16 protein-coding genes are annotated in these 23,152 nt (G+C 41.1%); 4 read left to right on the plus strand and 12 right to left on the minus strand.

From position 1 onward, the window contains the following. Nucleotides 1–74: 74 nt before the first annotated feature. From HU143_RS23660 to parM, 8 genes are all read right to left on the minus strand, one after another. Nucleotides 75–1,586 (minus strand): TrbC family F-type conjugative pilus assembly protein, encoded by a 1,512-nt coding sequence (locus HU143_RS23660; RefSeq protein ID WP_001256133.1) that lies wholly within the window; start codon nt 1,584–1,586, stop codon nt 75–77. Then, a complete protein-coding gene (trhF, locus tag HU143_RS23665; RefSeq protein WP_001286759.1) occupies nt 1,573–2,085 on the minus strand; it encodes an IncHI-type conjugal transfer protein TrhF in 513 nt (170 codons plus the stop codon). The genes HU143_RS23660 and trhF overlap by 14 nt, the downstream gene beginning before the upstream one ends. A 277-nt stretch (nt 2,086–2,362) precedes the next feature. Continuing rightward, nucleotides 2,363–6,667, minus strand: coding sequence for an IncHI-type conjugal transfer protein RSP (gene rsp / locus HU143_RS23670; RefSeq protein WP_001232107.1), 4,305 nt, complete (start codon nt 6,665–6,667; stop codon nt 2,363–2,365). 119 nt (nt 6,668–6,786) lie between these two features. Beyond that, nucleotides 6,787–7,341 carry a hypothetical protein gene (locus tag HU143_RS23675; protein WP_000235777.1) on the minus strand — a complete coding sequence of 185 codons (555 nt, stop codon included), beginning with the start codon at nt 7,339–7,341 and terminating at the stop codon, nt 6,787–6,789. Nucleotides 7,342–7,349: 8 nt separating this feature from the next. Further along, a complete protein-coding gene (locus HU143_RS23680) occupies nt 7,350–7,775 on the minus strand; it encodes a hypothetical protein (protein WP_000836980.1) in 426 nt (141 codons plus the stop codon). Beyond that, nucleotides 7,765–8,217 carry a H transfer determinant A gene (hdtA, locus tag HU143_RS23685; protein ID WP_000952689.1) on the minus strand — a complete coding sequence of 151 codons (453 nt, stop codon included), beginning with the start codon at nt 8,215–8,217 and terminating at the stop codon, nt 7,765–7,767. Before hdtA ends, HU143_RS23680 begins: the two co-directional genes overlap by 11 nt. Before the next feature lie 403 nt (nt 8,218–8,620). Beyond that, nucleotides 8,621–9,259: a hypothetical protein gene (locus tag HU143_RS23690; RefSeq protein WP_001107537.1), complete on the minus strand. Its 639-nt coding sequence runs from the start codon at nt 9,257–9,259 to the stop codon at nt 8,621–8,623. Between the two features lie 11 nt (nt 9,260–9,270). Beyond that, nucleotides 9,271–10,308, minus strand: a complete 1,038-nt coding sequence (gene parM / locus HU143_RS23695; RefSeq protein ID WP_000818955.1) for a plasmid segregation protein ParM domain-containing protein — start codon at nt 10,306–10,308, stop codon at nt 9,271–9,273. Nucleotides 10,309–10,671: 363 nt separating this feature from the next. On the opposite strand from parM, the gene HU143_RS23700 reads away from it, so the two are divergent. From HU143_RS23700 to HU143_RS23715, 4 genes are read left to right on the plus strand one after another with little or no spacing between them, the layout of a single operon-like run. Next, nucleotides 10,672–11,619 (plus strand): metallophosphoesterase, encoded by a 948-nt coding sequence (locus HU143_RS23700; RefSeq protein ID WP_000718594.1) that lies wholly within the window; start codon nt 10,672–10,674, stop codon nt 11,617–11,619. Beyond that, on the plus strand, nt 11,616–12,452 hold the full coding sequence (locus tag HU143_RS23705; RefSeq protein ID WP_042634275.1) for a hypothetical protein: 837 nt from the start codon (nt 11,616–11,618) through the stop codon (nt 12,450–12,452). The genes HU143_RS23700 and HU143_RS23705 overlap by 4 nt, the downstream gene beginning before the upstream one ends. Then, the gene (locus tag HU143_RS23710) at nt 12,445–12,966 is read left to right on the plus strand and encodes a hypothetical protein (RefSeq protein WP_000598516.1); all 522 of its coding nucleotides are present in this window, start codon (nt 12,445–12,447) and stop codon (nt 12,964–12,966) included. Before HU143_RS23705 ends, HU143_RS23710 begins: the two co-directional genes overlap by 8 nt. Then, entirely contained in the window at nt 12,963–13,352 is a 390-nt protein-coding gene (locus tag HU143_RS23715; protein WP_001572421.1) for a hypothetical protein, read from the plus strand. Before HU143_RS23710 ends, HU143_RS23715 begins: the two co-directional genes overlap by 4 nt. A 61-nt stretch (nt 13,353–13,413) precedes the next feature. Here the strand turns inward: HU143_RS23715 and HU143_RS23720 are convergent, their stop codons facing one another. The 4 genes from HU143_RS23720 to trhV all read right to left on the minus strand — a co-directional run bounded on the left by HU143_RS23720 (nt 13,414) and on the right by trhV (nt 23,145). Further along, nucleotides 13,414–14,418, minus strand: a complete 1,005-nt coding sequence (locus HU143_RS23720; protein ID WP_032192066.1) for a ParB family protein — start codon at nt 14,416–14,418, stop codon at nt 13,414–13,416. Beyond that, nucleotides 14,415–15,668 (minus strand): ParA family protein, encoded by a 1,254-nt coding sequence (locus tag HU143_RS23725; RefSeq protein ID WP_032084678.1) that lies wholly within the window; start codon nt 15,666–15,668, stop codon nt 14,415–14,417. Before HU143_RS23725 ends, HU143_RS23720 begins: the two co-directional genes overlap by 4 nt. Nucleotides 15,669–19,504: 3,836 nt before the next feature. Beyond that, nucleotides 19,505–22,186: a TraC family protein gene (locus tag HU143_RS23730; RefSeq protein ID WP_000387412.1), complete on the minus strand. Its 2,682-nt coding sequence runs from the start codon at nt 22,184–22,186 to the stop codon at nt 19,505–19,507. Between the two features lie 8 nt (nt 22,187–22,194). Beyond that, nucleotides 22,195–23,145, minus strand: a complete 951-nt coding sequence (trhV, locus tag HU143_RS23735) for an IncHI-type conjugal transfer lipoprotein TrhV (protein ID WP_001022587.1) — start codon at nt 23,143–23,145, stop codon at nt 22,195–22,197. Between the last annotated feature and the right edge of the window lie 7 nt (nt 23,146–23,152).

Genomic DNA, 23,152 nt, shown 5'->3' on the forward strand with positions numbered 1-23,152 from the left:
TTCTCATCTGGTCCGGATAATTTAGCGTCAGCCATGTTGCAAAGAGAGCGCCTATAATAAATCCGAGTTTCATATTATTTTTCCTCTGAAAGATTTGGGGCTCCGATTCCACGGACTTCTGCCTCGCTAAACAGGGTGATCCGGAATTTATCTTGGTCAGTAGTTATAAGCGCAGGTGTATTTTTAATCTGAAAGCGTGAGATAATCTGTTCGTTTACTTTAAACACCTTACCGTTAAATTTTTCACGTAAATCATTTAGGTGATCCCATCCATTATCTTTTTGGATACGGGTAAACATTGGCATTACTTTTCCACTACCCAGACGTTGTCGATACTGCTGCTCAGCCCATACCAGCTGGCCCGGATTGAGTGGATCGAAAATTATCATCGTCAGGTTTTGAGGAAATCTCGAAAGTGGATTAATCAACTCACCGGCGGAAGCTATTACACGGCCCTGCTTATCTTTTACGTCCTGAGTGACCCTCACTGTAGGGTCAATTAAAAATTCTTTGTGTTCCTGGGCAGGAGGGAGATCGACCATCCATTGATTTTTCCAGGTGTCCGCAACGGCCCTTTTTTTTGCACCTTCCCAGTCATATTTTTGTGCGCGTTCTTCCAGTTCTTTAATGATGCTCTTTTCTTCAACGGGATAAATCGTACCAGCAACAGGAAAAATGTCCTGATCGGGTTTTTTAGCAAGTTCTCGCTGAAAAAACTCAACGTTGAAGGACCCTACCATTTTTGCAAAACGAGCTTGCTCCCGAGAAATAATTGTCGGTACTTGAGTTACTTGATACTGACTGAAGCTATCAGGATCAATTGTAATCAAAGGAGATTCAAATTTTCCTTTGACAATCATTTGGTTTATTGCTGCCTGTGTCTCTGGTAGCCGAGTAGTTCCTTTCTTTAGACCATTGAAAACTACACGAGCTTTATGCTCTGAGGCCGTACGTAAAAGGTCTTCCAGTACATAATCCGGTAAGCTAAATGAAGCAAAGATCGTTATACCATTTTCAGTTGATAGTGCTTCTTCACGTGTGCTATCCATTTTTCTTTCGAAGTCAGCAGCTGTGATGCCCGAGGAACCAAACAATTTTTCGATATTTTTAGATTGTCCTCGCATGACTTCCGGCTTATTTTCCACAGCTTTCAGAGCCGCTTCATTAAGGCTGGCGTTTTCCTGAATTTCATCACGTCTTCTAATTATATCGTTGACAGCATCAGAGTTATTACTTTGGGCCCTTATAGCCTGGGTATGGTCTATAACTGCTTGAACACTATCCGCATTCATACCGGGCACGTAACCACGGTTTGTTTGCCTGCTCAGGTCCTGGTTTTTTTTGAGTGCTTCAGCTTGCGCAATGTACTTCTGCACATCTGGTGAATTTAGCGTAGCATCAAGGCTAAGAGCCCCATCTGGCTGCTGTGCACCTTTAGCCTGAGCGCCAAGCCCTTTTGCTTGCTGAGCGATTAGGTCAGCATCATGTTGATACTCAGTGCTTGCATTTGTATTACTTAAAACTGCACATAACGCAAGTCCAGGAAGTATTGGTAAATATTTTTTATTTACATTAAAAGATCGCATATGTTTTCCCAATTACTGAATTCAGCTTTACTGTTCCCCAAAAACGGGAATCCCATGAGTGATCGGTTTGCCCAATTAGGAAAACTTCGCCTTCAGGAATTATCAATTCTTTTTCAATCAAAATGGACGGAATACTGTATTTCTTTGAAATACGACGTGCATTAGCTTCAAAAAATTTGTCCCCGTTATAAACCCCATCCATTGTTACTTTGAGTTTGTCACCGCCCACACCGGCAACAATTTTTATGACTCGTTCATTTTCTGGGATAAAACGAACCGATTTCGGCATGTTGAAAGCTATGAGTTCACCAGTTTTAATAGTTTTATCCGAATGATCAATCATATAAAAATCAGCAGGCAGGCACCCATTCAATAAACCGTATCCAAATGTATAACGGGTGAAAAAGACACACATAACGAGAATCAGCAATAAAATATTAATGGGGACATACCAATCCAGTATAAGCAGCCCTCTCTTTTTAGGTATGTAGTCGCTCATATTTTTCTCACTAGCACTGAAGAATATTTTTACTAAGTAGATACACCTCTATCCAAGTAACTATTATCCATGTTTTTCAACGCTCGGAAGTCTGCAAACTAACCTAATATTAACCTATAAGGATGTTAATTTCTCAGCATGTAGACGCAGCCTTGTTAGCGGCCATGAAAGATACCTTTGTAGCAAAGTTACTTTCCGGTATTAATTTTTCAAAGGTCCAATTGTTGGGCATAAAAAAGCCGGGACAAAATGTCCCGGCTTTATATTTAAAAATTTATTACTCACTGCTTGGTATTGATACAGTGTTTTCAGACTTACTTGCCTCTTCAGCCGGTCCGAAAACTGTCACGTGCTGCGTTGCAAAGTCTCCACTATCATCATAAGCAATTACTTTTATGTCCTGCTTACCACGGTTAAGGTTTTTAGAAAGTGTAGCCGTACTACCGAAAACGTTCCTTAATTCGCCGTTGATGAACCATTCATATCTAACCATTTTTCCATCAGTATCATCACATTTATTGGTAAAGCTCCAGCTTAGGTTGGTTTCCGTGTAGCTCAATGTACAATTAGGCACTGCGTTTTTAACGACATCAAACTCAACAGATGCTGAACCTCTCTGTCCAAGTTTACTAACAACATCAATTGTGATCTCGTATTTCTTTTCTTTTAAACCCGAAATCAGTTGAGCCCAATAATTTTTGCCGCTGGGTATTACCTCACCGTTCACCTTGTATGTGACCGTATCTATCGAGTCCGCCGAATGAGATAGCTTGATGTTTGACCTTAAGGTTACATCGAGTGGAGCTCTCATATATTTGTTAGAGAACTTGGGTGTCATCTCAACGTTCATTGGCGTTTGTTCATCGACAACAAAGGTATTTTCGATACGCTGTTCATTGTTGCGGTTATCTTTGAAAACAACCATCAATGTATATTTGCCAGGATTTTCAATTGTAAATTCTTTGGTGTCACCTTCATCTTTAGTGATTACCAGATTCTCTTTGTCGTAAATCCATTCTCGGGAATAAGTAACACCAGGATAGTCTCCATCCTTAATACCGCTCAACGCAACGCGTAGGGTGGTCGGTGCCATGTCGTATTTAAGTTTGGAGCTTATTTTCATTTCGGGGAATTTATAAACCCACGATTTGACAGAAACTCTACGGGTAGAAACCGTATTCTCCTTATTGTCCGCTAACCATGCACTGTATTCAAAAGCAGCATATCCCTGTTTATCCAACATTTGCTCAGTAAGGGTAACAGACAGTGTAGAGCCTTTAAATGTCTGGCCATCCGGTGTTTTCCATTCTTCAACTACGTTATTACCATTCTGGTACTTACTGTTAGGGTTCGTGAACTTACCTTCCAAAGTAACTTTTTGACCAACCTCTACCTTAGAAACCCCCGTTACCGAGACAGAAAGGCGCTTGGGTTTTGCGGCTGCCAACCGAGCAGACGTTTCCTTCCATGAAGACTCCTCTGCCAGTTCATCGGAATCAAGGTAACGCATCCGGGCATAAATCGTAGACGGTAGGGTATCAGCTGAAGCCACAGTGTAAGTTGTATCTCCCTGCACCCAGTTGACTTTATCCTCTGACCAGAGAACCTCAGCGGTGCCTGCTGGTATAGGCTCATCGTTATCAAGCAGGGTTACAGGTACATCTGAGCCCTGAAGAATGTCTGTCACATCTATACTGAGCTTAGGCTGCTTGTAGGTAACTACCGTTAAGGCATCTGTGTAGGAAACCTTAGATGTGAATTTATTGGTCATTTTTGCCCTATAAAGCCACTTTCCTACTTCTGTCTTTTTGATACTTACACTTCTCTTTCCGGTCATGTCGGAAAGCATATTCCAGGTTTGACCATTATCAGAGGACTGCTGCCATTCGGTGGGGGCAAGTGCGTCAGAGTTAGCAGTACTGGCAGATTTGAAGCTTACCAGAGTACTAAGTGGGATCCTTCCGATAATAAGGCTTTTCGACAGGTTACCCTCCAGTTCCTCACCTTTATAGATTCGAATGCCTACAGCACTGGTCTCACGTTTCATTTCAAAATCAGAGAATGGCGATCTGACCTTAGCCACACCAACCAGACGCATATTACCCAGATCCATATTTTCAATTTTAATCTTGGTTTCGACAATGCCCGCATCATTGACCGGCAATGCTTCAGTCAGCGCAGTTCTTTCGTATGTAGTTTTATAACGGCCTGTTTCTGGATCTTTGCCGTATACACTTTTTTGCGAGTATATCGTGACGTCCCATTCTCCCATTGTTTTACGGTCAAATGCACTTTTACGTGTGGAGTTGTTATAACGCCCCACTGTTACCTTTAAGGGCACTTCAAGAGATGTGGCTGTTTTTCTGTCATCCACTTCCATCGATGCTCGAATATTGAAATCAGGCACCGTATATACGTTGAGTGTGTCTGTAGTTCTTAATTCTGGATCCTTTGAGTATTCTACAGCTATGTCAAAGACGTTCTTTGTCCACAATGGTGCAGCAGCAACCTTAACCCTTTGTACAAAGGTCGTTGCATCGTTGTTTGAGGAACGATTTTTAAATGACGTTTTGACAGCCTCAGAGCCGTTTTGAGAGACGATCATCGTAACGTCAGCTGGTACCACCTTCGCTAATATTCGAGCGGCCTCCCCCCCGGTCGTATAAGCCAGAGCAGTGTTCGGATTGATGCCAGCTATGACTTTATTCTTTTTGTAAGAGATGATCGGGTTGTATGGTAATTGTGTGGTCAGAGTACGGCGATTCCTTGCGGATACCGCTTTAGAGCCCTTCCCGTTAATCATATAGACTTGATAGTCGAGCAGATTCTCACCTGTTTTATTAAAGAATCCAGTTAGACCCGGGGTACGTCCTTTAAAATAGAACTCCAACCCATCAGGGACATTGTTCCACTGAGGGTAGCATGCTGTAACATCTGATTTTTCCCCATACCAGGCGAGGTAAGCATTCGCATTTTCCTCTGTGGTAAACAGAGTGCATTTATCACCAGCTGTTTGACTAAGCAGGTCCGTATACTGACGTACACGCGAGTAAAGAGTTACGTTTTTTTCCAGATTCTTGAGAGTGAATCCAGTAGGTTGATAAGTGAAAACGGTACTGAAATTAACGTTTTTTCCATAAAGGTTTTCAGCCACCACAGTAATCTCGTGATCCGAATTAACTGCTAAATCGTCTCCAACCGGCAGGTAGTAAATACCTCTATAATTTGTAGGTGTTAACGAAACTACTTTGTTGTCTATTGTTACTGATTTTATGTCAGCAACCCCAGCCTGCCCCTGGAAAGCTGCAACGATAATCTCGTTCAGGAAGTATACGGGTGCTCGTTTAGTTAATACCTGCCCATCTTTGAGAACCATAAGCGTTGGGTTATCAGACAGCATCAGTTTGCTTTCAGGCTCAGTGTACGTAGAAGAGTTTTTGCTCGTATTTTCTACTGTAAAAGTCGCTGCGTAGGACCCGTTTATAAGATCCGTTAAGTCGAAGATATAGAGGTACTCATCACCGACTTTTTGAGGTCCACTTACCGGCTGTAAAGTTCTACGTAAAGGGGTTGCCCAGGACTGTTTGAAATCAATCTCAGTGCCATCATCTAAAGTCACTTTAGTCGTCGGTTTAAACACGCCATCCGGAGTCATAGTGAGCGACATAGCTGTTGGGAGCCACCATTCACCTTCTGTTTCTTGCTGGGGTACCTTAACGGCCACAGCAACGGTTTTGGCTCCGGTATAGATGTCCTGGCCACCTACTTTGATTGTTTTAGCCTCATCGGTAAAATTCCAAAGTGTATGGTCTACTACAGGAGGCCGATAATCCCAGTTAACAACAAGCTTTTTGGATTCAGGAGGTGCGAAATAATTATTCTTAGAGTTTGCTGTAATTGTGATATCACGTGAACCCAAAAGTTCATCTGTATCACTGGCCTTAATGCTTCCAACTTCAATGGTACAGGAAGTTCCGCCAATAGGAACTTCACAGGCGGAGCCTGAACCTATTGAGATGTATTGAATATAATTGCGGGGCTCAACAGAAACAGCGATATCTTTGATCGCTTCATCCTTTAAATACGATTTGAAAGAAAAGCCGTCATAGACTAATCCGTTCAGGGATGATTTAAGACCGGTGATAGTAGGTTTTACCGGTGCCACACTTTTGATTGAATATTCACCTTTTACTATTTCAACTTTTTTCCGTTCAGAACCAGAGAAGTAAGAAATCTTGTAAGGTAGTTTTAAATCACCGGTGGTGTTGGGAACGCCTGAAAGAGTGAAACCGTTAGAAGTAAATCCCAAGGTATTGGGTAACCACTCAAAAAAACAAACGAGGTTATCAACAGAGGAAGTCGCTCGATCATCAACCGTTACATTACAGGCTGTGCCTGCACCTGAGGCAGTGATAGTGTTAGAATTAACGTATGCAACAAAGTCGCCCGGCCCCGGGTCAAAGGATACGGCTGGCAAATCAGCCTGTAGCTTTCCTGAAATCATAATCGCTTCGGCATAGACCGCTTTAATCGGAGCAATTAAAGAAAACAACAGGGCTAAACCTAAACCTGATTTTCTCATGACGAATACCTGTTTTTCTGAGCAAAATTAAACTCACTTTACGATGAAAAACAGAAATATCCGTTCGTATAACATTTAAAAAAACCTGTATTTTTCCATGTATTCCGTATGTTAATACGCTATTTTGAATTCTTGGCTTCAGATAAGCGAAGCGCGGTAATTATAGACTCGGAGCTTACCCAAGGCGTTTTTTGAGCAAGATATCCAAGTATGTAGAGGCCAATTTTAACGCAGTCCATTTGTGAGACGGGGACCATGTGCATGAAGGGTTTTAAGCCGTCTTTATCGACTGGAACTATCCCTGCTGATAACAACAAACCGCCCCTCTCGTTTGGGGTAACGCTTATATTTTTGTATACGACGTGGCCATGATGTGAGGTTTTCCTCTTATCAATTTTTAAAGTATGCATGATTCTAAGAAATACAGATGCCATCTGCATAACTTCATTCGTCGACAATTTTAGAAGTACAGAACGGTTTGAGCCCCAGTCATAATCTTTTTTGGCGTTCCTCGGAGCGACGTGCAATGTAAGATAATAATTATCAATCTCATTTGAAAAAGGTGAAGGTTTTGATGAGCTAACATCTTCATTGTTCATCTCAATGACAAGTGCTGCATCCTGACCAAAAGCTTTTACATTATGGTTTTTAAGAGAGAAGTCTGAAGTTGCCATATAAAAAGTCACTTTTGATAAAACCACATACCACCTAATGATTCATCATCGGCAAGATGCTTGAAATTTGAGAGTGTATATCCTGTTTTGGTTTCAGAAATCACCATGCTGTAAGATGCCGTATGTACAAGGCGAGAATTGTTTAGATCAAGATCATCACAAAAACCAGGGCTTTTGACGGGGTCAGCCTTTTCAACAAAAGTTACTTTTGAAGCGATGCCGTTGATCACGATTTTCTCGTTATCAGCAATTTTAATGTTTAAAGAAGGCGAGCTTTTATCACATGGCAGGAAGAGTGATGTCTTTTTAAATGTGTTTCCAGTGAAGTCCAAAAGGTCAGGTTTAACCGGAACATTGTTTAGGATTTTATAAACTCCAGCAAATGCACATATCACAACAAAACCAGATAAAACATATCTAATCTTAGACTTCATCCCCCAGTTCCTCTCCTAAAAGTTTTAACGCACTTACGCACATAAGCCTCAACTGATACAGTAAGTTATCAGCGGTTATTCCACCAACGAAGGTAACTGTACGTCGTATTGATGCTCCGCCAGGCTCGCACTGGATATGGCCGATACCAGAATCACGGAGGAAGTCATTTTCTGCACTTACAAGGTCTGACTCTACAGGTGGAATGATAACTTCAATGAGTATTGTATCAACTGGGGCCCACTCCCAATCGAACTTAAGAGAGGAAATTGGGGATATAGAAACAAGAAGCTCATCAATATTAAAAATTACGGGTTTTATTCCCATAACCTCAGACTGAATGAAGTGGCTTTCTACCATAACTACCGGAAACTCTGAAATAGTCAGAACTCCGATTAACTGGTCTCGGCGTAAACCATGTATTAGTGAGTTGCGAGATAGCATTCGATCAGCCTTTATTATAATAATCAAACATTTGGGACAAGAACAAAAGGGATTACAGAAACGAAGATTCTACATGAACATCGTTGTCAGTGACCTTAGGTCCATCGGGTATAAGGGTATCAAAAAATCCTTACATAACCATTAAAGCACAGAGACTTTATAAGTAAAATAATAATTAAGTACCAGATTTATTAAGATAATTCTTAGGTTTTTTACAAATTTAGGAAAAATCCGCACTTCCTGTAACAGCACCCAAATTAACCTAAAATACCGTTTCATTAACAGTAATTTTACATACCCAGGTGAAGCCTGAAATTATTATAACAAAAAAAAGGCCAGCAAGTATGCTGGCTTTCCTGGTAAGACAAGTTGGAACTCAGAAGTCGATTGTACTGTCTCTCACCTATCTTGCCAAAGTTGCCAGTCGCTTGTTTGCCTTAGCTTTAGATTTTATGCTTATGGAGGCGGTTTGATTTTCATCCGATACTTTTTCTAGCACTGGCACCACAGCGGAAATGGACTTTTCTTTTGAAATTTTGGATGCATCTGAAGAAAGTGGGCTTTCAGATGGTATAGAGGTATCGCTTCCCTCATTTTCAATCTTCACACCAAAGCAGGCATGTTCCTTTTGTACAAGGAAGGTTTCTTTTACAGAAACAGAATCCTGCTTTGAATTATCTAATTGTAGAGGTGTTAAATACTCCTTAAACTTTTGATCTAAGACATTCTCTAGCAATACATTAATAGGAGGCTTAGGTTCAGTATCTATAGTATTTCCATCATTCAGAAACCTATTAAGATCTGCAAGTGTTAATCTTTCGTTTAAACCATTTATAAAATTTGCCAAGTCAGGAAATAAATTATTCAATACCAACCCGGTACTAATAGCCGACCTAATTAAATCCAGTTGGTCACCCCTATGAGAAAGTTCTGTTTTTTTCAAGAAACTATAAACATAGGGTGCTTTTCTTTCGGATATCCAGAAAGACCGGATCTGAATCCGGTCGTTATCTGCCTTATTTGAGATAGGGTTTTTAGCCATGTTCTAGCTCATTATTCTGAATAAATAGTATCAGCAATTGCCAAAGATAATGCGAACTGCGGATTGTCTACCATGATAACTTTAGCCGTTTCAAAATGTTTACGAATAGCTGTTTCGATGAGATATGAACCTCCCCCAACAAGGAAAACATTATGAGGCCTCTCTTCGACTTGTGTAACCGCTCTGATTACTTTACTTTGCAACTTCTGTACCGCAGAGTTTACCGCATCAAAAACACCGTCACGCTTATCCTCTGCAACCTTCAAAGCTGATTTATCATGACGATTATCAACAAGATGATGAATGTAAGCATTACTCGTATTCAGTTTCTCAGATTCAAGATACCTGCTGATCTCATCGTAAACAATAGAACAACCAATACGGTCAAAACCTTTTACTTTCGAAATCTGTTCTAATTGCCCAGTAATACTTGCAACATCAAGAGTAGTACCACCAAGATCAATTACCAAACTTGATTCAAATGAAGCAATATCCTCAATTTCATCTGCCCGGGTCACAGCTGGTAAAGATTCAGGGAAAACAGTCACAGACAAAACGTTGAAAGAATAGCGTTTACCGTCAAGATAACGCTCAACTGGTTTCATCAGGTTATCTTTTTTTCTCTGAATATTTTCAATATTCGTTTCCCCTAAAGCAGTATAGAACTGGCTAAGAGGTAAAGTAACAAAGAGGTGAACATCCTGAGGAACTAAACCAGAAGCATGAAGTGCATGGTGAACATTTAACCGGCTAATTTCATCGTATTGGTGAGATACATCAGTCGATTCCAGTGAGTTACTAGATTCGCTGTGATGCGAAAACCTTTCCAGCCCATCAATAAGATAGTTAAAAGGATTGAGACCCTCATGGCGAACACGGAAATCTGGAACAAAACTATTTTGTGTGAGCAAGGGAACTAATTCGTTTCTTTCATTAAGACAAACCAGTTTTGCAGCTTTACTTCCATCATCGACAACGATTTTTAAAGCTTCAGTGATATCCTGCAATGATTGTGAAACAGGACTTTCAGATTTTAATAGTTCAGCCATAAAAACTCTCTTTTATTAATAGGACCATATTAGATATTAACTTTATACATTAATGGTGACCTATTATCAACATCAACACTATTAAAAAAATACGTAACTCTATGTTATTTCAGCATCCTTCCATTTTAAATACATTACCGTTAAATATCCTGTATTCATGAAGTAAACATGTTTATAAAGGAGCCAATTATAATCAGAAAGTTACTTTGCATCCTAAGTATGAACTGTTTGAGAGCCAGGACTGGAGCCTTTACCAGTAAGTAACAAAGGTCCTTAGGCTTAGAATCCAAAATGACGCCTTTATGTAAAAAAATCATAGCTCGAAATACCGTATCATCGATGTAAACATACGTAGAGGAATTTATGGCAGCTGAGCACGTCCAAACTATAGACCTTACAAACTTCTCGGGAAGGATTTTCTTTCTGGCAGATCCTCATGGACATTACTCTGCGCTGTGCAACTTGATTCAATCAGTTACAAAGCCAGAAGAAGAGATAGTAATTTTCTCTACTGGAAATTTGTTTGACTATGGGCCGGAACCCATAGAGTTGATGAAGGCGATAAACAGTGGCTTTTTCGATGGACGTTTTGTGAGGCATTTCTCAGCTGCCGGAGCCGGAGAAGAAATGTTAAAAAAATTGTTACCATTAAACAAAGACCGGAGAACATTTTACCCCAGCACATACCTCAATGAGAGATGGTGTGTAATGGGCGGAAAGTGGCATAAAGCTGTAAATCGTTACTATTTAGAGGAAGAGGTAAAAAAACTTCTTAATACCCAGCTTGGTACGATGATGCAGATTTTACTCAAAGGCGATATAAAAATTGGGGTTTGCCCTTCTGATTACGCCCCTATCCGCACATCATTCACTGATACTTATAATGCGCTTCAAGCATTCAACTATGCCAATGTGAATATTTTTCAGAGCCAGTTTCTATTCGGTATGGACCATGCCGTAATACCAATGATGATAAATGACGTCAACCTTATGGTCCTAGGTAGGAATCCTGTAAACAGCATTCGAAAAGCCCATGGTCGTACTCAAAACAATCTTCCAGTACTGATCGGTAATTGTTTACATATAAATACTGGATCACTCTATATGTCAAAATTAGAAGACCAGGTAATAGTTGCTCCGGGTATACCGCCAACTGACTCACCAGCACTTACATTAGTAGAAATAATCATGAAGAACAATCCAGTTTTATTGTGTCATCAGCTAATACAAACAACAAACAAGTTTTATTCACTTAAAACCTATCCGTTAGAACTCGATTCGATTGAAAACAACATTGAGGTAACAAGATGAAGATAAAATGGAAGATTATCTCAATTTCAACATTACTTTTGCATCTTCACGCAGCAGCTGCACCACATCAAGAGAAAGAGCAAAGAAAAGATGCTTTTTCTTCTGCCGCTCAGAAAAGTGATTCACTTATATCTGCTAAAGCGGAGCTTATAAACGGAAGGTGGTTTATAAATGGTAAATATAGGCCTGTTCTAAAGACCAGCATGACCAAAACCAATTTCTTAGAAATCATGAATGTTTCAAATAAAGAATCACTTTTTATGGTGATACCGAAACTTGAGTATAATATCATTGCCAAAAATAAAATCTTACTAAATGAAAAAATTGCATTAAGCGAAGGCACATCCGGAAAAAGCATTATTTGGGTCGAGCCTAAATCAAGTATAACTATATCGTTTATAAATGACCTTGCTAATACGCCCCTTCAGGCTATCGTTTCGATCACAAGAAACAACAAAGATGTAATTGCCATCTTTGGACCGGATCAGGGTAAAGGGTTTACTCTTCCCGGAAAGACATCTAATGATCAAGTGTCCGTTCCTGACGATTCTGATCTAAATATAAAAAAACTTAACATACCTCAAAGTGTTGGTAATTCAGTAACCATCAATCCTAAAGAGAAGAATTACCTCTTAGTTGGACAAGTAAAATATAAAATCTTATCTCTTCCGAAATATCAACATTTAGAATTTTCTGAACCGGTTTATATTGAGAAAAGAAAAGATATCCTCGGTGGTTATCGTTATTGGACGAAAGAAACAATTCTCTACCCCGGTGAATCATTATCTTTTATAACCAGCGCCAAAAACAATCTAAGGAAGCGGGATGATTAAAGTTATCACACTTTTATTGTTTGCATTACTGACTGGTTGTCAGTCAGTAGAAAGTAAAATCGAAGAACTCCCGACAGTTGGTTTTGACCCTATTCTATACAATAAAAGTGAGGCCTTTACTGACGGAAAAGTTACTTTACGTGTCGAAAGTTCAGGAACTGATGTTTGGCTTGTCGCCAAGAATGGAACCAGAAGTTTTATTGAGCTTTCAGGCCTAACGCTAGGTGGTAGTCGTTGTGCTTACAATGCCCGTAGTAAGCAACTTTTGCCCCCAGGCAGCGTAAGCACATTCGTAGTTCCTACGGTTGGAATGCTTGGACTTTGCTTCAACAATGAAGATCAACTTATGTTTATTAACCGTGCTTTTAGCAGAATCTCTCCCAAAGCAAAAGGAAAAGATTCTCTTTCTCTTTTATTTTCTGTTAGTTACGATTTTCCCGGAAAAGCGGACCTAATTAATAACCACGATTTTCAAGAGTTATATCTTTTATTTTTGAATGAGGATAATCTATGAAAAAAACATTAATTGTTATTTTATTATGTTTTTGTCACTCAGTTTTAGCATATCCATACCGTATCTATACTGTCCCGGAAGGGGCATTAGTAAAAAACATACTAACTAATGAATATCTAGGAAAAACCCCTGTGGTTGTGGACGTGAGCAATACCGAAGCTGGTTCTACTTTTGGGATTTCTTTATTTAGACATGAAAATGTTGCTATAAAGATTTTTACAGTAATGCCTTCAGCAGAAAATAATTTTGCTGTTTCTGGACCTGACGTTGCAACTATGTCATTGCCGGGCAAAGCACCTTTAAACGTAGTAAATGATGGGAATGGCGCTTCTGTTCATATAGAACTAAGACCTTATATGTCTGAACCTGCGCACACCCCATATTAATATAACAAGAAATTAAAAATATAAATCATATGAACTGCATCATAAAGATGCAGTTCAATATTTATTCTGATACTTTTAATTTTTCTTTTATGAACTCCTCTAGCTCCTTAATAAAACCCGCACTTATCCTATTGAATTCAATGCGAATTTTTCTTCCAGTATTGTTTTTACTGATTCTTGCATACTTATCTTTGTTATCAAAAGTAATAAGATCACTTGTTTCCCATTTTGTGGAATAAGATTTTTCACAAACACTTTCCACAGATTGTGTGATTTTCTCCATTACAACTTTTTGGGCAACTTGGAGATCTCCAATGTCTAAATCTTTTGTTTCCTCTTTAACATTATCTATTACTTCATCTAAAGGAAATAGATTTTTTTGCACATATTTCTGTAAACGAGACAAGCGACTATAATAGGAGTTCGGTATTCCTTCATAATCCGGGAATAAAGAGATCAATGTTTCGTCAATACGTGCCGCCTGGATTCTTTTGGCTACCGATACATGACTAATCCCAAGATATGCTGCGAGTTCTTCATTAGTAGAAAATCCCTTTTCTTCCATTTTCTTGATAAATTGAAACCCAACTTCTCTATATGAAAATTTTCGAGATGTTTGTGCTGCGGATATAATTGAATTTATATCATCTTCGGTTAGTTCATCCGGTAGTACCCACAGGGGGAGATCCTTTTCTGCCTTTATACAGCAGAAACGTCTGCGACTTCCTTCTATTAATAAATAAACCCCATCTCTTTTTACAGCGATCCCTTCGGTATCGACCCCTCTTTCTTCAATCTGCTTAAGAATATCTCTAACAGAATAATCTGTAAGGGCTTCTTGATTTCGTGGGTTTGCTGGATGGACTAAGGTCTCCTTCTCCACTCTCTGGGCTGGAACAATCACATGTTCCGCTTCAAGTCTTCGGCCCTTATGAAGAGTGAATAACTTTTTTATGCGAGGTGCTGTTTTCAAACCCGCAAGACCTGAACGGTGACCGACTTCTGTCCGCTTTGGTGCGTTTAAATATCGAGATTTATCATTCCCGATATGTTGCTCATCGCTCATGCGTTAACTCCTTGCTTAGCTGAAAAACTTTTTATTTCATTTATAAATTGTTGATATACCTGTAATACAGATTCTTCTGCGACATCAAGTTGCTTTGCGGAACAAAGTTCCTCTGATTTTTTGATATCAAGCACTGTACGCCCTTTGGAAGCAGCTGCCTTAAATGCTTCAGAATTTTTTATGTTAGCGGACATCAAAAGGTCCTGAACAGTTCTGATTAATTTATCCAAAACTATTCTTTCATATGGACTTTTGTCATCAACATTGACAGCAAGAACTTTGAACCATTTTAAATTATCGCCCTTACTTGGTGATTGTTTAAACCTTTCACTTATTGTAAGCATGAAGTCTGTAGTAGAGGCGTAATCATATTCACGTGGTGACACTGCGACAAGAATCCCATCGGCCGCTTCGTCAGCAGCCCAGATCAAAGGTGAATCTTCAGGTGGAGTGTCTATAATAATCAAATCATAGTTCTGCTTCAGTACCGGTAAGATAACTTCCTTGAAACGTAGTAACAAAGACGTTCGTTCTTCTCTAGAACATTGCCAGTATTTATCTTTAAAACGAGCATCTGTCGGAAATGCCGTTATCACGTCCAAGTTTGGCAGATGCGTTGAAAAAGGCATATTAGTGATGATTTCTTCTTCAGAGAATCCTGAATCTAAATATTTTTTATACTCAGAATTTTCTTCATAAATTCCAAGGATTGCATCAATTGCTGTAAGGAAGACATCATCTTCTGAGACACTTTGAATCATGCTGCTTCCAATCGAACCTTGTGGGTCCCATTCGATCATTAATACACGTGCATTCAGTTGTAGATCTAAAGCAGCTGCTACTGCTAAAGCTACAGATGTAGTGCTTTTCCCTGTACCGCCTTTATGATTCTGAGTAACAATAGCTCTGCTAAAGTAATGATCGCGGTACTTGGGATAACCCAGGGCATCCATTATTTTTTGAACATCCCAGCGGGTGTAAAGATGATTTTTGTTTTGATAAATAGGTGCACCAACAACTTCTTTTTCTTCTAAGTCCGAAAGTATTTTATTGAACGTTACTCGTGACTTCCCAAAAAAATCAGAGAGATTTTTTTTATTTAAACAGTGGTTGTAGATCAGTCTATCAACACCATCAACACTATCATCAGAAACAGATACTCTTGATGAAGCCATCAGAGATTCCTTAAGAGAAATCTGCTCGCTTTTCATGCGCTGACCAACGAGGGCGATCTTTTCAAGTAAATTCATGGTTATGACCTTTTTGCACTGAAAACCGACTTTTACGCATATATGTAAACTTTACGCATAATGCGTCCATTTCATTGTTATACGTACAATTCTATCCTTTGTTTCAATCCTAAGCTAATGTTTGTTTACTTTTTTATGATTTTTTGTGAGCTTAACTTGCAGATGAGAGCTCAGACTCTCTAGTCCATACCTAATGCTCATTCTTTTTAAACCACGATTCTTGTCGACTTCTCTACGCTTTGACGTTATGAGCTCCATTAATGAATCTTCACGCCTACCCTATTTCTTGCTTAGACCCTAAAATCTATCTCACCGGTGTGCTGATTTACGTTTCCTAACTGTGAATCGTTGTCGTCAGTCCAGTCTAAAGATATGAGGTGTTAATCTCTTGAGTAGGCCCACTACGAATTATGGGAGCAGAGTTAGCAACCTAGCCCAGAACTGAAACCCAACTTCAGGAGGCAACCCCAGTGTGGCGATTAAGGGGGTTAAATCTGCCAGCGGCTGACAGTGTCCTAGCTGCTGCTCAGTCACACCACGCCCTGATTAAATCTCCTGCCCGGTATTGTAAGGACCGAAAAAAGCCCGTGCATTTGTGTCGGCAGACCGGCATGAAGGAATATGACGTTAATCTGTATCAGCAGGCACTTTTCGCATGATGGGAGCAAGTGATAGCAACCCCGCCCAGAACGGAAGGCCAGCATCAGGACAAAACCCAAGTTTGGCGATTAAGGGGGTTAAATTTGCAAGCGGATGACAGTGCCCCAGCTGCTGCTCAGTCACACCACGCCCTGAGTAAATCTCTCGCCAGGTCTTGTTATGACCGAAAATAGCCCAAGCACTGGTGTCGGCAGACCGGCATACAGGAATATGACGTTAATCTGTATCAGCAGATACATTTCGCATTATGGGAGCAAGAGATAGCAACCCAGCCCAGAACTGAAGGCCAGCATGAGGACAGAACACCAGTTTGGCGATTAAGGGAGTTAAATATGCAAGCTGCTGATAGTGCCCCAGCTCCTGCTCAGTAACACCACGCCCTGATAAAATCTCCTGCCCGGTAATGTAATGACCGAAAAAAGGCCGTGCACTGGTGTCGGCAGACCGGCACGCAGGAAAATGACGTTAATCTGTATTAACAGACACATTTCGCATTAGGGGAGCAAGTGATAGCCACCCAGCCCAGAACTGAAGGCCAGCATCAGGACAGTACCCCAGTTTGGCGATTAAGGGGGTTAAATCCGCCAGTGGCTGTAAGTGCCCGAGCGGTGTATAAGAAATATTTCCCGAAGGACAATCTTTCGCTCGTACGATGAATAAAGTGTTCAACCCGGGAGCGGGGATCACTTAACCTGCTTAGCCTAAATCTTACGTCATTCTCTAAACGGAGTTTAAGCTTAATGGTCCTTAGAAAGTTAAAAGGACTACCCATAATGACGTCTTGAGATGGCGAATAAAGGGTTTTAATCTGCCAGCGGCTGACAGTGCCCCAGCTTCTGCTCAGTCACACCACGCCTGATTAAATCTCCCGCCAGGTCTTATTATGACCGAAAATAGTCCCCGTGCACTAGAGTCGTAAGACCGGCATACAGGAATGAAGCTTAAATCTTTATCAGGTTGCAAGGTTCGCATCATGGGAGCAAGGGCCTTGAACTGTAGGTTAACATCAGAAAATCCCAGATTGGCGATTAAGGGGGTTAAATCTGACAGCGACTGAAAGTGCCTTCAGATGCTGCTCAGGTATATTACAACCTGAAAAAATCAAGCGTCTGTTCATGCGAATATCGAAAAAAGCTATGCACCAGTTTCGGCAGACCGGCATGGAGTAATGAGACGTTAATCTGTATCAGCTGGCGCATTTCGTATCATGGGAGCAAGTGTTAGCAACCCTGCCCAGGACGGAAGGACACTATCAGGACTGATCCCAGTTTGGAGATTAAGGGGGTTAAATCTGCCAGTGGCTGACAGAGCCTTCTGATGCTGCTCAGACATACTATGCAACGATAAAATCACCCGTCCGTCCTTGTGATTATCGGAAAAAGCCATGCACCGGAGTCGGCAGATCGGTATGCAGTAATGTGACTTTAATCTGTATCAGCAGGCGCAATGGGAGCAAGTGTTAGCAACCGAGCCCAGGACGGAAGGACACTATCAGGACTGAACCCCAGTGTGGCGATTAAGGGGGTTAAATCTGCAAGCGGATAACAGTGCCCCAGCTGCTGCTCAGTCACACCACGCCCTGATTAAATCTCTCGCCAGGTCTTGTTAGGACCGAAAATAGCCCGAGCACTGGTGTCGGCAGACCGGCATACAGGAATACGACGTTAATTTGTATCAGCAGGTACATTTCGCATTATGGGAGCAAGTGATAGCAACCCAGCTCAGAACTGAAGGCCTGCATGAGGACAGAACACCAGTTTGGCGATTAAGGGGGTTAAATCTGACAGCGGCTGACAGTGCCTTCAGATGCTGCTCAGGCATACTACTCTCCCTGATATAATCTCCCATATGTTCTTGAGATCGTCGGAAATCGCCCATGCACCGGTGTCGGCAGACCGGTATGCAGTAATGTGATTTTAATCTGTATCAGCAGGCACATTTCGTATCATGGGAGTAAGTGTTAGCAAACCGAACCCCGCCCAGCACGGAAGGTCAATATCAGACCAGAATCCCAGTTTGGCGATTAAGGGGGTTAAATCTGCAAGCTGCTGACAGTGCCCCAGCTTCTGCTCAGTCACACCACGCCCTGATAAAATCTCCTGCCCGGTAATGTGATGACCGAAAAAAGCCCGTGCACTGGTGTTGGCAGACCGGCACGCAGGAATATGACGTTAATCTGTATCAGCAGTTACATTTCGCATTATGGGAGGAAGTGATAGCCACCCAGCCCAGAACTGAAGGCCAGCATCAGGACAGTACCCCAGTTTGGCGATTAAGGGGGTTAAATCCGGCAGCGGCAGTAAGTGCCCGTGCTGTGTTAAAGGAATATTTCCCTAAGGACAATCTTCCGATCGGCCTTTTGTATAAAGTGGTCACCCCGGGAGCGGGGATCACTTTACCTGCTTAGCCTAAATCTTACGTCAATCACTATCCGGAATTTTAGCTTAATGGTCCTGAGCAAGTTAAAAGGGGTACCCCTAATGACGTCCCCAGATGGCGATAAAGGAGTTAATTCCGCCTTCGGCTTACAGTGCCGCAGCTGCTGCTAAGGAACACCACGCCCTGATTAAATCTCCCGCCTGGCCTTGTGATGACCAAAAATTGTCCGTGCACTGGCGTCGTAAGACCGGCATACAGGAATGAGGCGTTAATCTTTATTAGGTGGAAGGATTCGCATCATGGGAGCAAGGGCCCTAGAACTGTAGGCTAACATTAGAAAATCACAGATTGGCGATAAAGGGGGTTAAATAAGTTAAAAGTCTTCGGTGAGCAAATTGGATAAATTTTCATAAACCAAAGCGTTAATATTAAACTTTTAGAAGAATGATTAAAGGATATTAAGTTTTGTATGCAATATGACACCAGTGATCTGTTTTCACTAATAATGCCGCGCTCCTTTGATTACCTTTGGTAAACAAAAATGTAATTTACGTGAATTTCATCTTATAAAGTCAGTATTGATGTTATAAATTTTGTTTACTTAATGCGTACACAACCTAAATGCGATTTGTAATTATGTCACTGTTTTTAAGCCATATTAATTATAAAACCAAAATTTGCAGCACAGTGATGAACTCATTAAGTCATAACCTCATTTGTTTACTTAAGGCATACAATAAAAAACCAGATTCTTATGAGACATCTGGTTTAATTGTTTTTGCTTGAAGATATTTACTCTACGCGGCCAAACCCGCTGCTACTTCTTGAGCATAGAGAATTTCTATTGCCTCGCCATAGCTACAATTCTCGCGGCTTTGAATTTCCCATAATTTACTCCTGTCAGCACTATCCGTAGTAAAACAAAGCTCCATTTTCCGGTCTACGTATAACCGACAGATCTCTTGGAAGTTTTCGAACCTGACTAACATCTCTGAAAACACCTTTTTGACTGTACGAATATTTTTCATTCGTTCATATTCTGCATCTGAAGTAGAAAAATATTTATTAGCCTTCATTGCTTCAATGCTTTCTTTTTCTTGTTTCATGATTATCTTCCAAGGCGAGTTAGCAGTCAGGGCCCGGCCAACAGAAGAAGTAAAATAATCTTCAAACGACTGTGTGATACAGATGCCAGCGCAGTTTGTTTTCCTGAACCTACGCCATGCCGCTTCGAGGAAGGAAGAGAAGAATTGGTTTGATTGATTTCCGGCACCTGATGAATTATCAGGACGAATGTACTCCCAAGCTTCATCTAGGATGAACAAGCGACGACGCCCATCTTTTTTGATGAACATTGCATGCTGAGCAGCCTGAATGATAGACATTAAAACAACTGTCTGAAGGTGGGGGGTGCCTTTTAGCTCCTCCAGTTCCAAAACAATAAATCTGCTGTCGAAGTTGATTGGAGGCAACGTATCGGTAAACCGGTGCCCATAAATTCCACCTTCGCACCATGCTCCGAGTTGCTCCCCAATATCCTTTATACGTTTGTCTTCATGCTTCTTGCAACGCAGAGCAAAGCCGGTTATTGAACCGGTCCGACCTGATTTTCTGGATTCCTGGTACTCTTCTGCAATAAGCTGAAGCATCACTGATTGTTGATAATCATCGATAAGGCCTTTCTCTGAAGCCATAATTTTTAGCTGATTCAGAACCATTATGGTCTGAGCAACTTTGTCTTTTTCTGCATCGTTTGAAGTTGATTCACCGGTAAATTCAGGTGCTTCGTTAAATACATCGTCGTTAACAGTGATGTCAGTTAGGAAGGCAAAGGGATTTAGGGTGAAGTCAGGGGTTTTACCGAAATCAATAAATTGACTGTTTGTATATTGTTCCGCAATCCCCTGGTAAGAACGCCCCACGTCCACTACAAAAACTTGAGCACCATCAGGATCATCATCTGGGTATTCGTTTTCTAAAAAATGCTTAAATGTTGAGCGATAATGAACGAGGTTATTAGATCGCGGTCCAGCTCCAAGATAGTTATTGATTAGATATGCTGTCCAGAATGACTTGCCTGCACCTGACGTTGCACCAATAACCATGTTATAGCTTGCAGAAGTCTTGAAAATATCAAGTCCCATGAGTTGACCTTCACGAGAAACTAAACTCAGTACTGGTCTATCTGTATTACCTTTCCAGGGCCCAAAGATCGGCGTCATATGAGCCGCTCCGGTGTTGCTCACTACTTCGGATCGGTCAAGGTCGAAAATTGTCTTTGGGTCATTGCACATTGGCAGACATGACATAAATGACGGGAAAACGATAAAGGAATCATCTGCTACTTTGACCCGGCTTTCGAGGTAAAAGGATTTGAGATCGTTAGCTGCTGTCTGCACAGAATTGGCATTACTACCCATAACAGTGAAAGTAAGATACCCTCTTAAAAGCTTTGCGCCATCCTCAAGCTCGCGAGTTACGGCCATGTAGTCATTATCCATATCCCGCAGGCGAGGGCAGAATGTGACAACTGAAGGTATACTTGCCTGTTTATTAGTGATTGCTTTGTAGCGGACGTTTTCTTTTGACAACTTGAGCGGATCGGCAAACTGAACAGTCTGAGTGATCATAAATGGGCTGAAAATTGTCTTACGTCCATGCATCCAGTTAACTACTAACTCATACATACAACCGAAATTGACGTATTCAGGAAACTTTACAACGGAAAGTTGTTTGAAGTAACGATGCTCAGATTCGTCGTCACTTTGTGTGACTGATGAGAAATGATTTTCTGTGACTGTATACTTACGGCCGGGAACGTTAACTTGTTCATTAAGCCTTTTCATAGTGTTAACGTCTATAAAACCTTCAGCCCACCGAGAGTTCTTTCCGGGGTTTACGACCTTATCTATACAATAGAGCCAGTTTTCTGCATCGACCTTAAACGGATGCAGTCCAATCGTAATTAACTTACTTACAAGTTCAGAGTAAAGTGAATCGATACGCGAATGTTCCAGCTCGGTAGGAAGGGCAGACTGTAAAGGAATCGATAGCGAGATCCATACCTGAAAATCCCTCAACATAAGGTTATCATGATCAGGTTTTAAAGGCTTATGCATACTTCTGTCGTAGTAGTCCAACTGATAACCATTAAGCAGATCTGCTTTAAGCTTATCGTTCCCAGTCATACGCCCACCTCGCACAGCTGACCAAGCACTAAGCTGTAAAGTCAAGTCTGGCAATGCAGTCAGAGATATTTGACAGACAGTATCTGTAGGAAAATCCATTTTGAACATTTCAGCAAGAACATCTTGCTGATTATCAAAAACTCCAGGTGATGGATTACAGATAAACATAAACCCTAATCTGTTGCCATCAATCAAAAAATAGTGAGTCCCTGCTAATTGATCGTAAACAGGGATAAACCCACCTAATTGATGGCGATTTAAACCGCTATTGTAATTATTGATAGCTTCCATATTTGACCTTACAGTTGTCTAACAATGCCGTTCGAAGAGACAGCTTTAGTTGCTTTTTGTTGCTGCTGCATATTTTCCCGGGCCGCATCCTGTACTTCTAAAGGAACTATGCGAGCTGGGTTTGAGGTCGAATTCTTGCCAGCAATCCATGTTTGCGGTTTTACGTTGACATAAACGTAGCCGGGAAGATTAAGCGCATCGTTATCATCGGTATAAGGTGCAAAAGTAATTCTCATTACTTTCCCCTGTTGCAGAACAGCAAGTGGTTCAGGAGCCACTACAGCTTGTTTATAACCTTGCGAACGGTATTGCTGGATCTGCCCAGTGTTGAGAGTAGGGTTAACGGGCTGGCCATTGTAAAGAGAGTACATATCCTTGCCAGGGCTGATATCAGAATTAGGTGCAACGTAGCGTGGTGCATTTCCAGCAGAAACCGGATAGCTTGTTTGTTTAACGACTTCCGCAGCCGGATGAACGAAAGGGTTACCAGCTGAAGAGGCAGTGCTATAACTGCTAGTCATCCTTACGTTTGAATTAACCGGTACACCAGAAATAGGCCGTGGTCCAATGGATGAAGTAGGGGCACCCATTTTTAAAGTTTTATCGTACATGACAGGTAACTGACCAACTGGCTTAATTTCGGTTTTTGAATAAGCCACAGGCTGATTTTTAAGGGTTGTAGACTGTGGATATTTGACTTCCCCTGGAGGGCTAATTTCAGTTGGATAACGGCTGTCATTGACAGCCGATTTCTCCTTTCCCGATTCCGACTCTTCCCCCGCAAGTGCAGACAGATCATCTCGATTATTAGTTAACTCCATAACTTCGCGAGGACCTTTACAGATAACGCCCTTTTCAATGCCTGGACATTCGGATTCGGAACTCCCGATGGAGCACCCCGTAAGATATGAGGATGTACCTACAACCAGAGCACTGAGTACCAATCTTTTGATGTTCATAAACTAG

This window comes from Salmonella sp. SJTUF14076 (assembly GCF_015534835.1).
Classification (GTDB): Bacteria; Pseudomonadota; Gammaproteobacteria; order Enterobacterales; family Enterobacteriaceae; genus Salmonella; species Salmonella enterica.

Excerpts from the sequence above, each read along its gene's own strand:
- HU143_RS23705 (WP_042634275.1), top strand. The coding sequence starts at position 11,616 with ATGAAGATAAAATGGAAGATTATCTCAATTTCAACATTACTTTTGCAT.
- HU143_RS23715 (WP_001572421.1), top strand. The coding sequence starts at position 12,963 with ATGAAAAAAACATTAATTGTTATTTTATTATGTTTTTGTCACTCAGTT.
- HU143_RS23690 (WP_001107537.1), bottom strand. The coding sequence starts at position 9,259 with ATGGCTAAAAACCCTATCTCAAATAAGGCAGATAACGACCGGATTCAG.
- HU143_RS23720 (WP_032192066.1), bottom strand. The coding sequence starts at position 14,418 with ATGAGCGATGAGCAACATATCGGGAATGATAAATCTCGATATTTAAAC.
- HU143_RS23700 (WP_000718594.1), top strand. The coding sequence starts at position 10,672 with ATGGCAGCTGAGCACGTCCAAACTATAGACCTTACAAACTTCTCGGGA.
- HU143_RS23675 (WP_000235777.1), bottom strand. The coding sequence starts at position 7,341 with ATGGCAACTTCAGACTTCTCTCTTAAAAACCATAATGTAAAAGCTTTT.
- rsp (WP_001232107.1), bottom strand. The coding sequence starts at position 6,667 with ATGAGAAAATCAGGTTTAGGTTTAGCCCTGTTGTTTTCTTTAATTGCT.
- trhV (WP_001022587.1), bottom strand. The coding sequence starts at position 23,145 with ATGAACATCAAAAGATTGGTACTCAGTGCTCTGGTTGTAGGTACATCC.
- HU143_RS23725 (WP_032084678.1), bottom strand. The coding sequence starts at position 15,668 with ATGAATTTACTTGAAAAGATCGCCCTCGTTGGTCAGCGCATGAAAAGC.
- hdtA (WP_000952689.1), bottom strand. The coding sequence starts at position 8,217 with ATGCTATCTCGCAACTCACTAATACATGGTTTACGCCGAGACCAGTTA.
- parM (WP_000818955.1), bottom strand. The coding sequence starts at position 10,308 with ATGGCTGAACTATTAAAATCTGAAAGTCCTGTTTCACAATCATTGCAG.
- trhF (WP_001286759.1), bottom strand. The coding sequence starts at position 2,085 with ATGAGCGACTACATACCTAAAAAGAGAGGGCTGCTTATACTGGATTGG.
- HU143_RS23730 (WP_000387412.1), bottom strand. The coding sequence starts at position 22,186 with ATGGAAGCTATCAATAATTACAATAGCGGTTTAAATCGCCATCAATTA.
- HU143_RS23660 (WP_001256133.1), bottom strand. The coding sequence starts at position 1,586 with ATGCGATCTTTTAATGTAAATAAAAAATATTTACCAATACTTCCTGGA.
- HU143_RS23710 (WP_000598516.1), top strand. The coding sequence starts at position 12,445 with ATGATTAAAGTTATCACACTTTTATTGTTTGCATTACTGACTGGTTGT.
- HU143_RS23680 (WP_000836980.1), bottom strand. The coding sequence starts at position 7,775 with ATGAAGTCTAAGATTAGATATGTTTTATCTGGTTTTGTTGTGATATGT.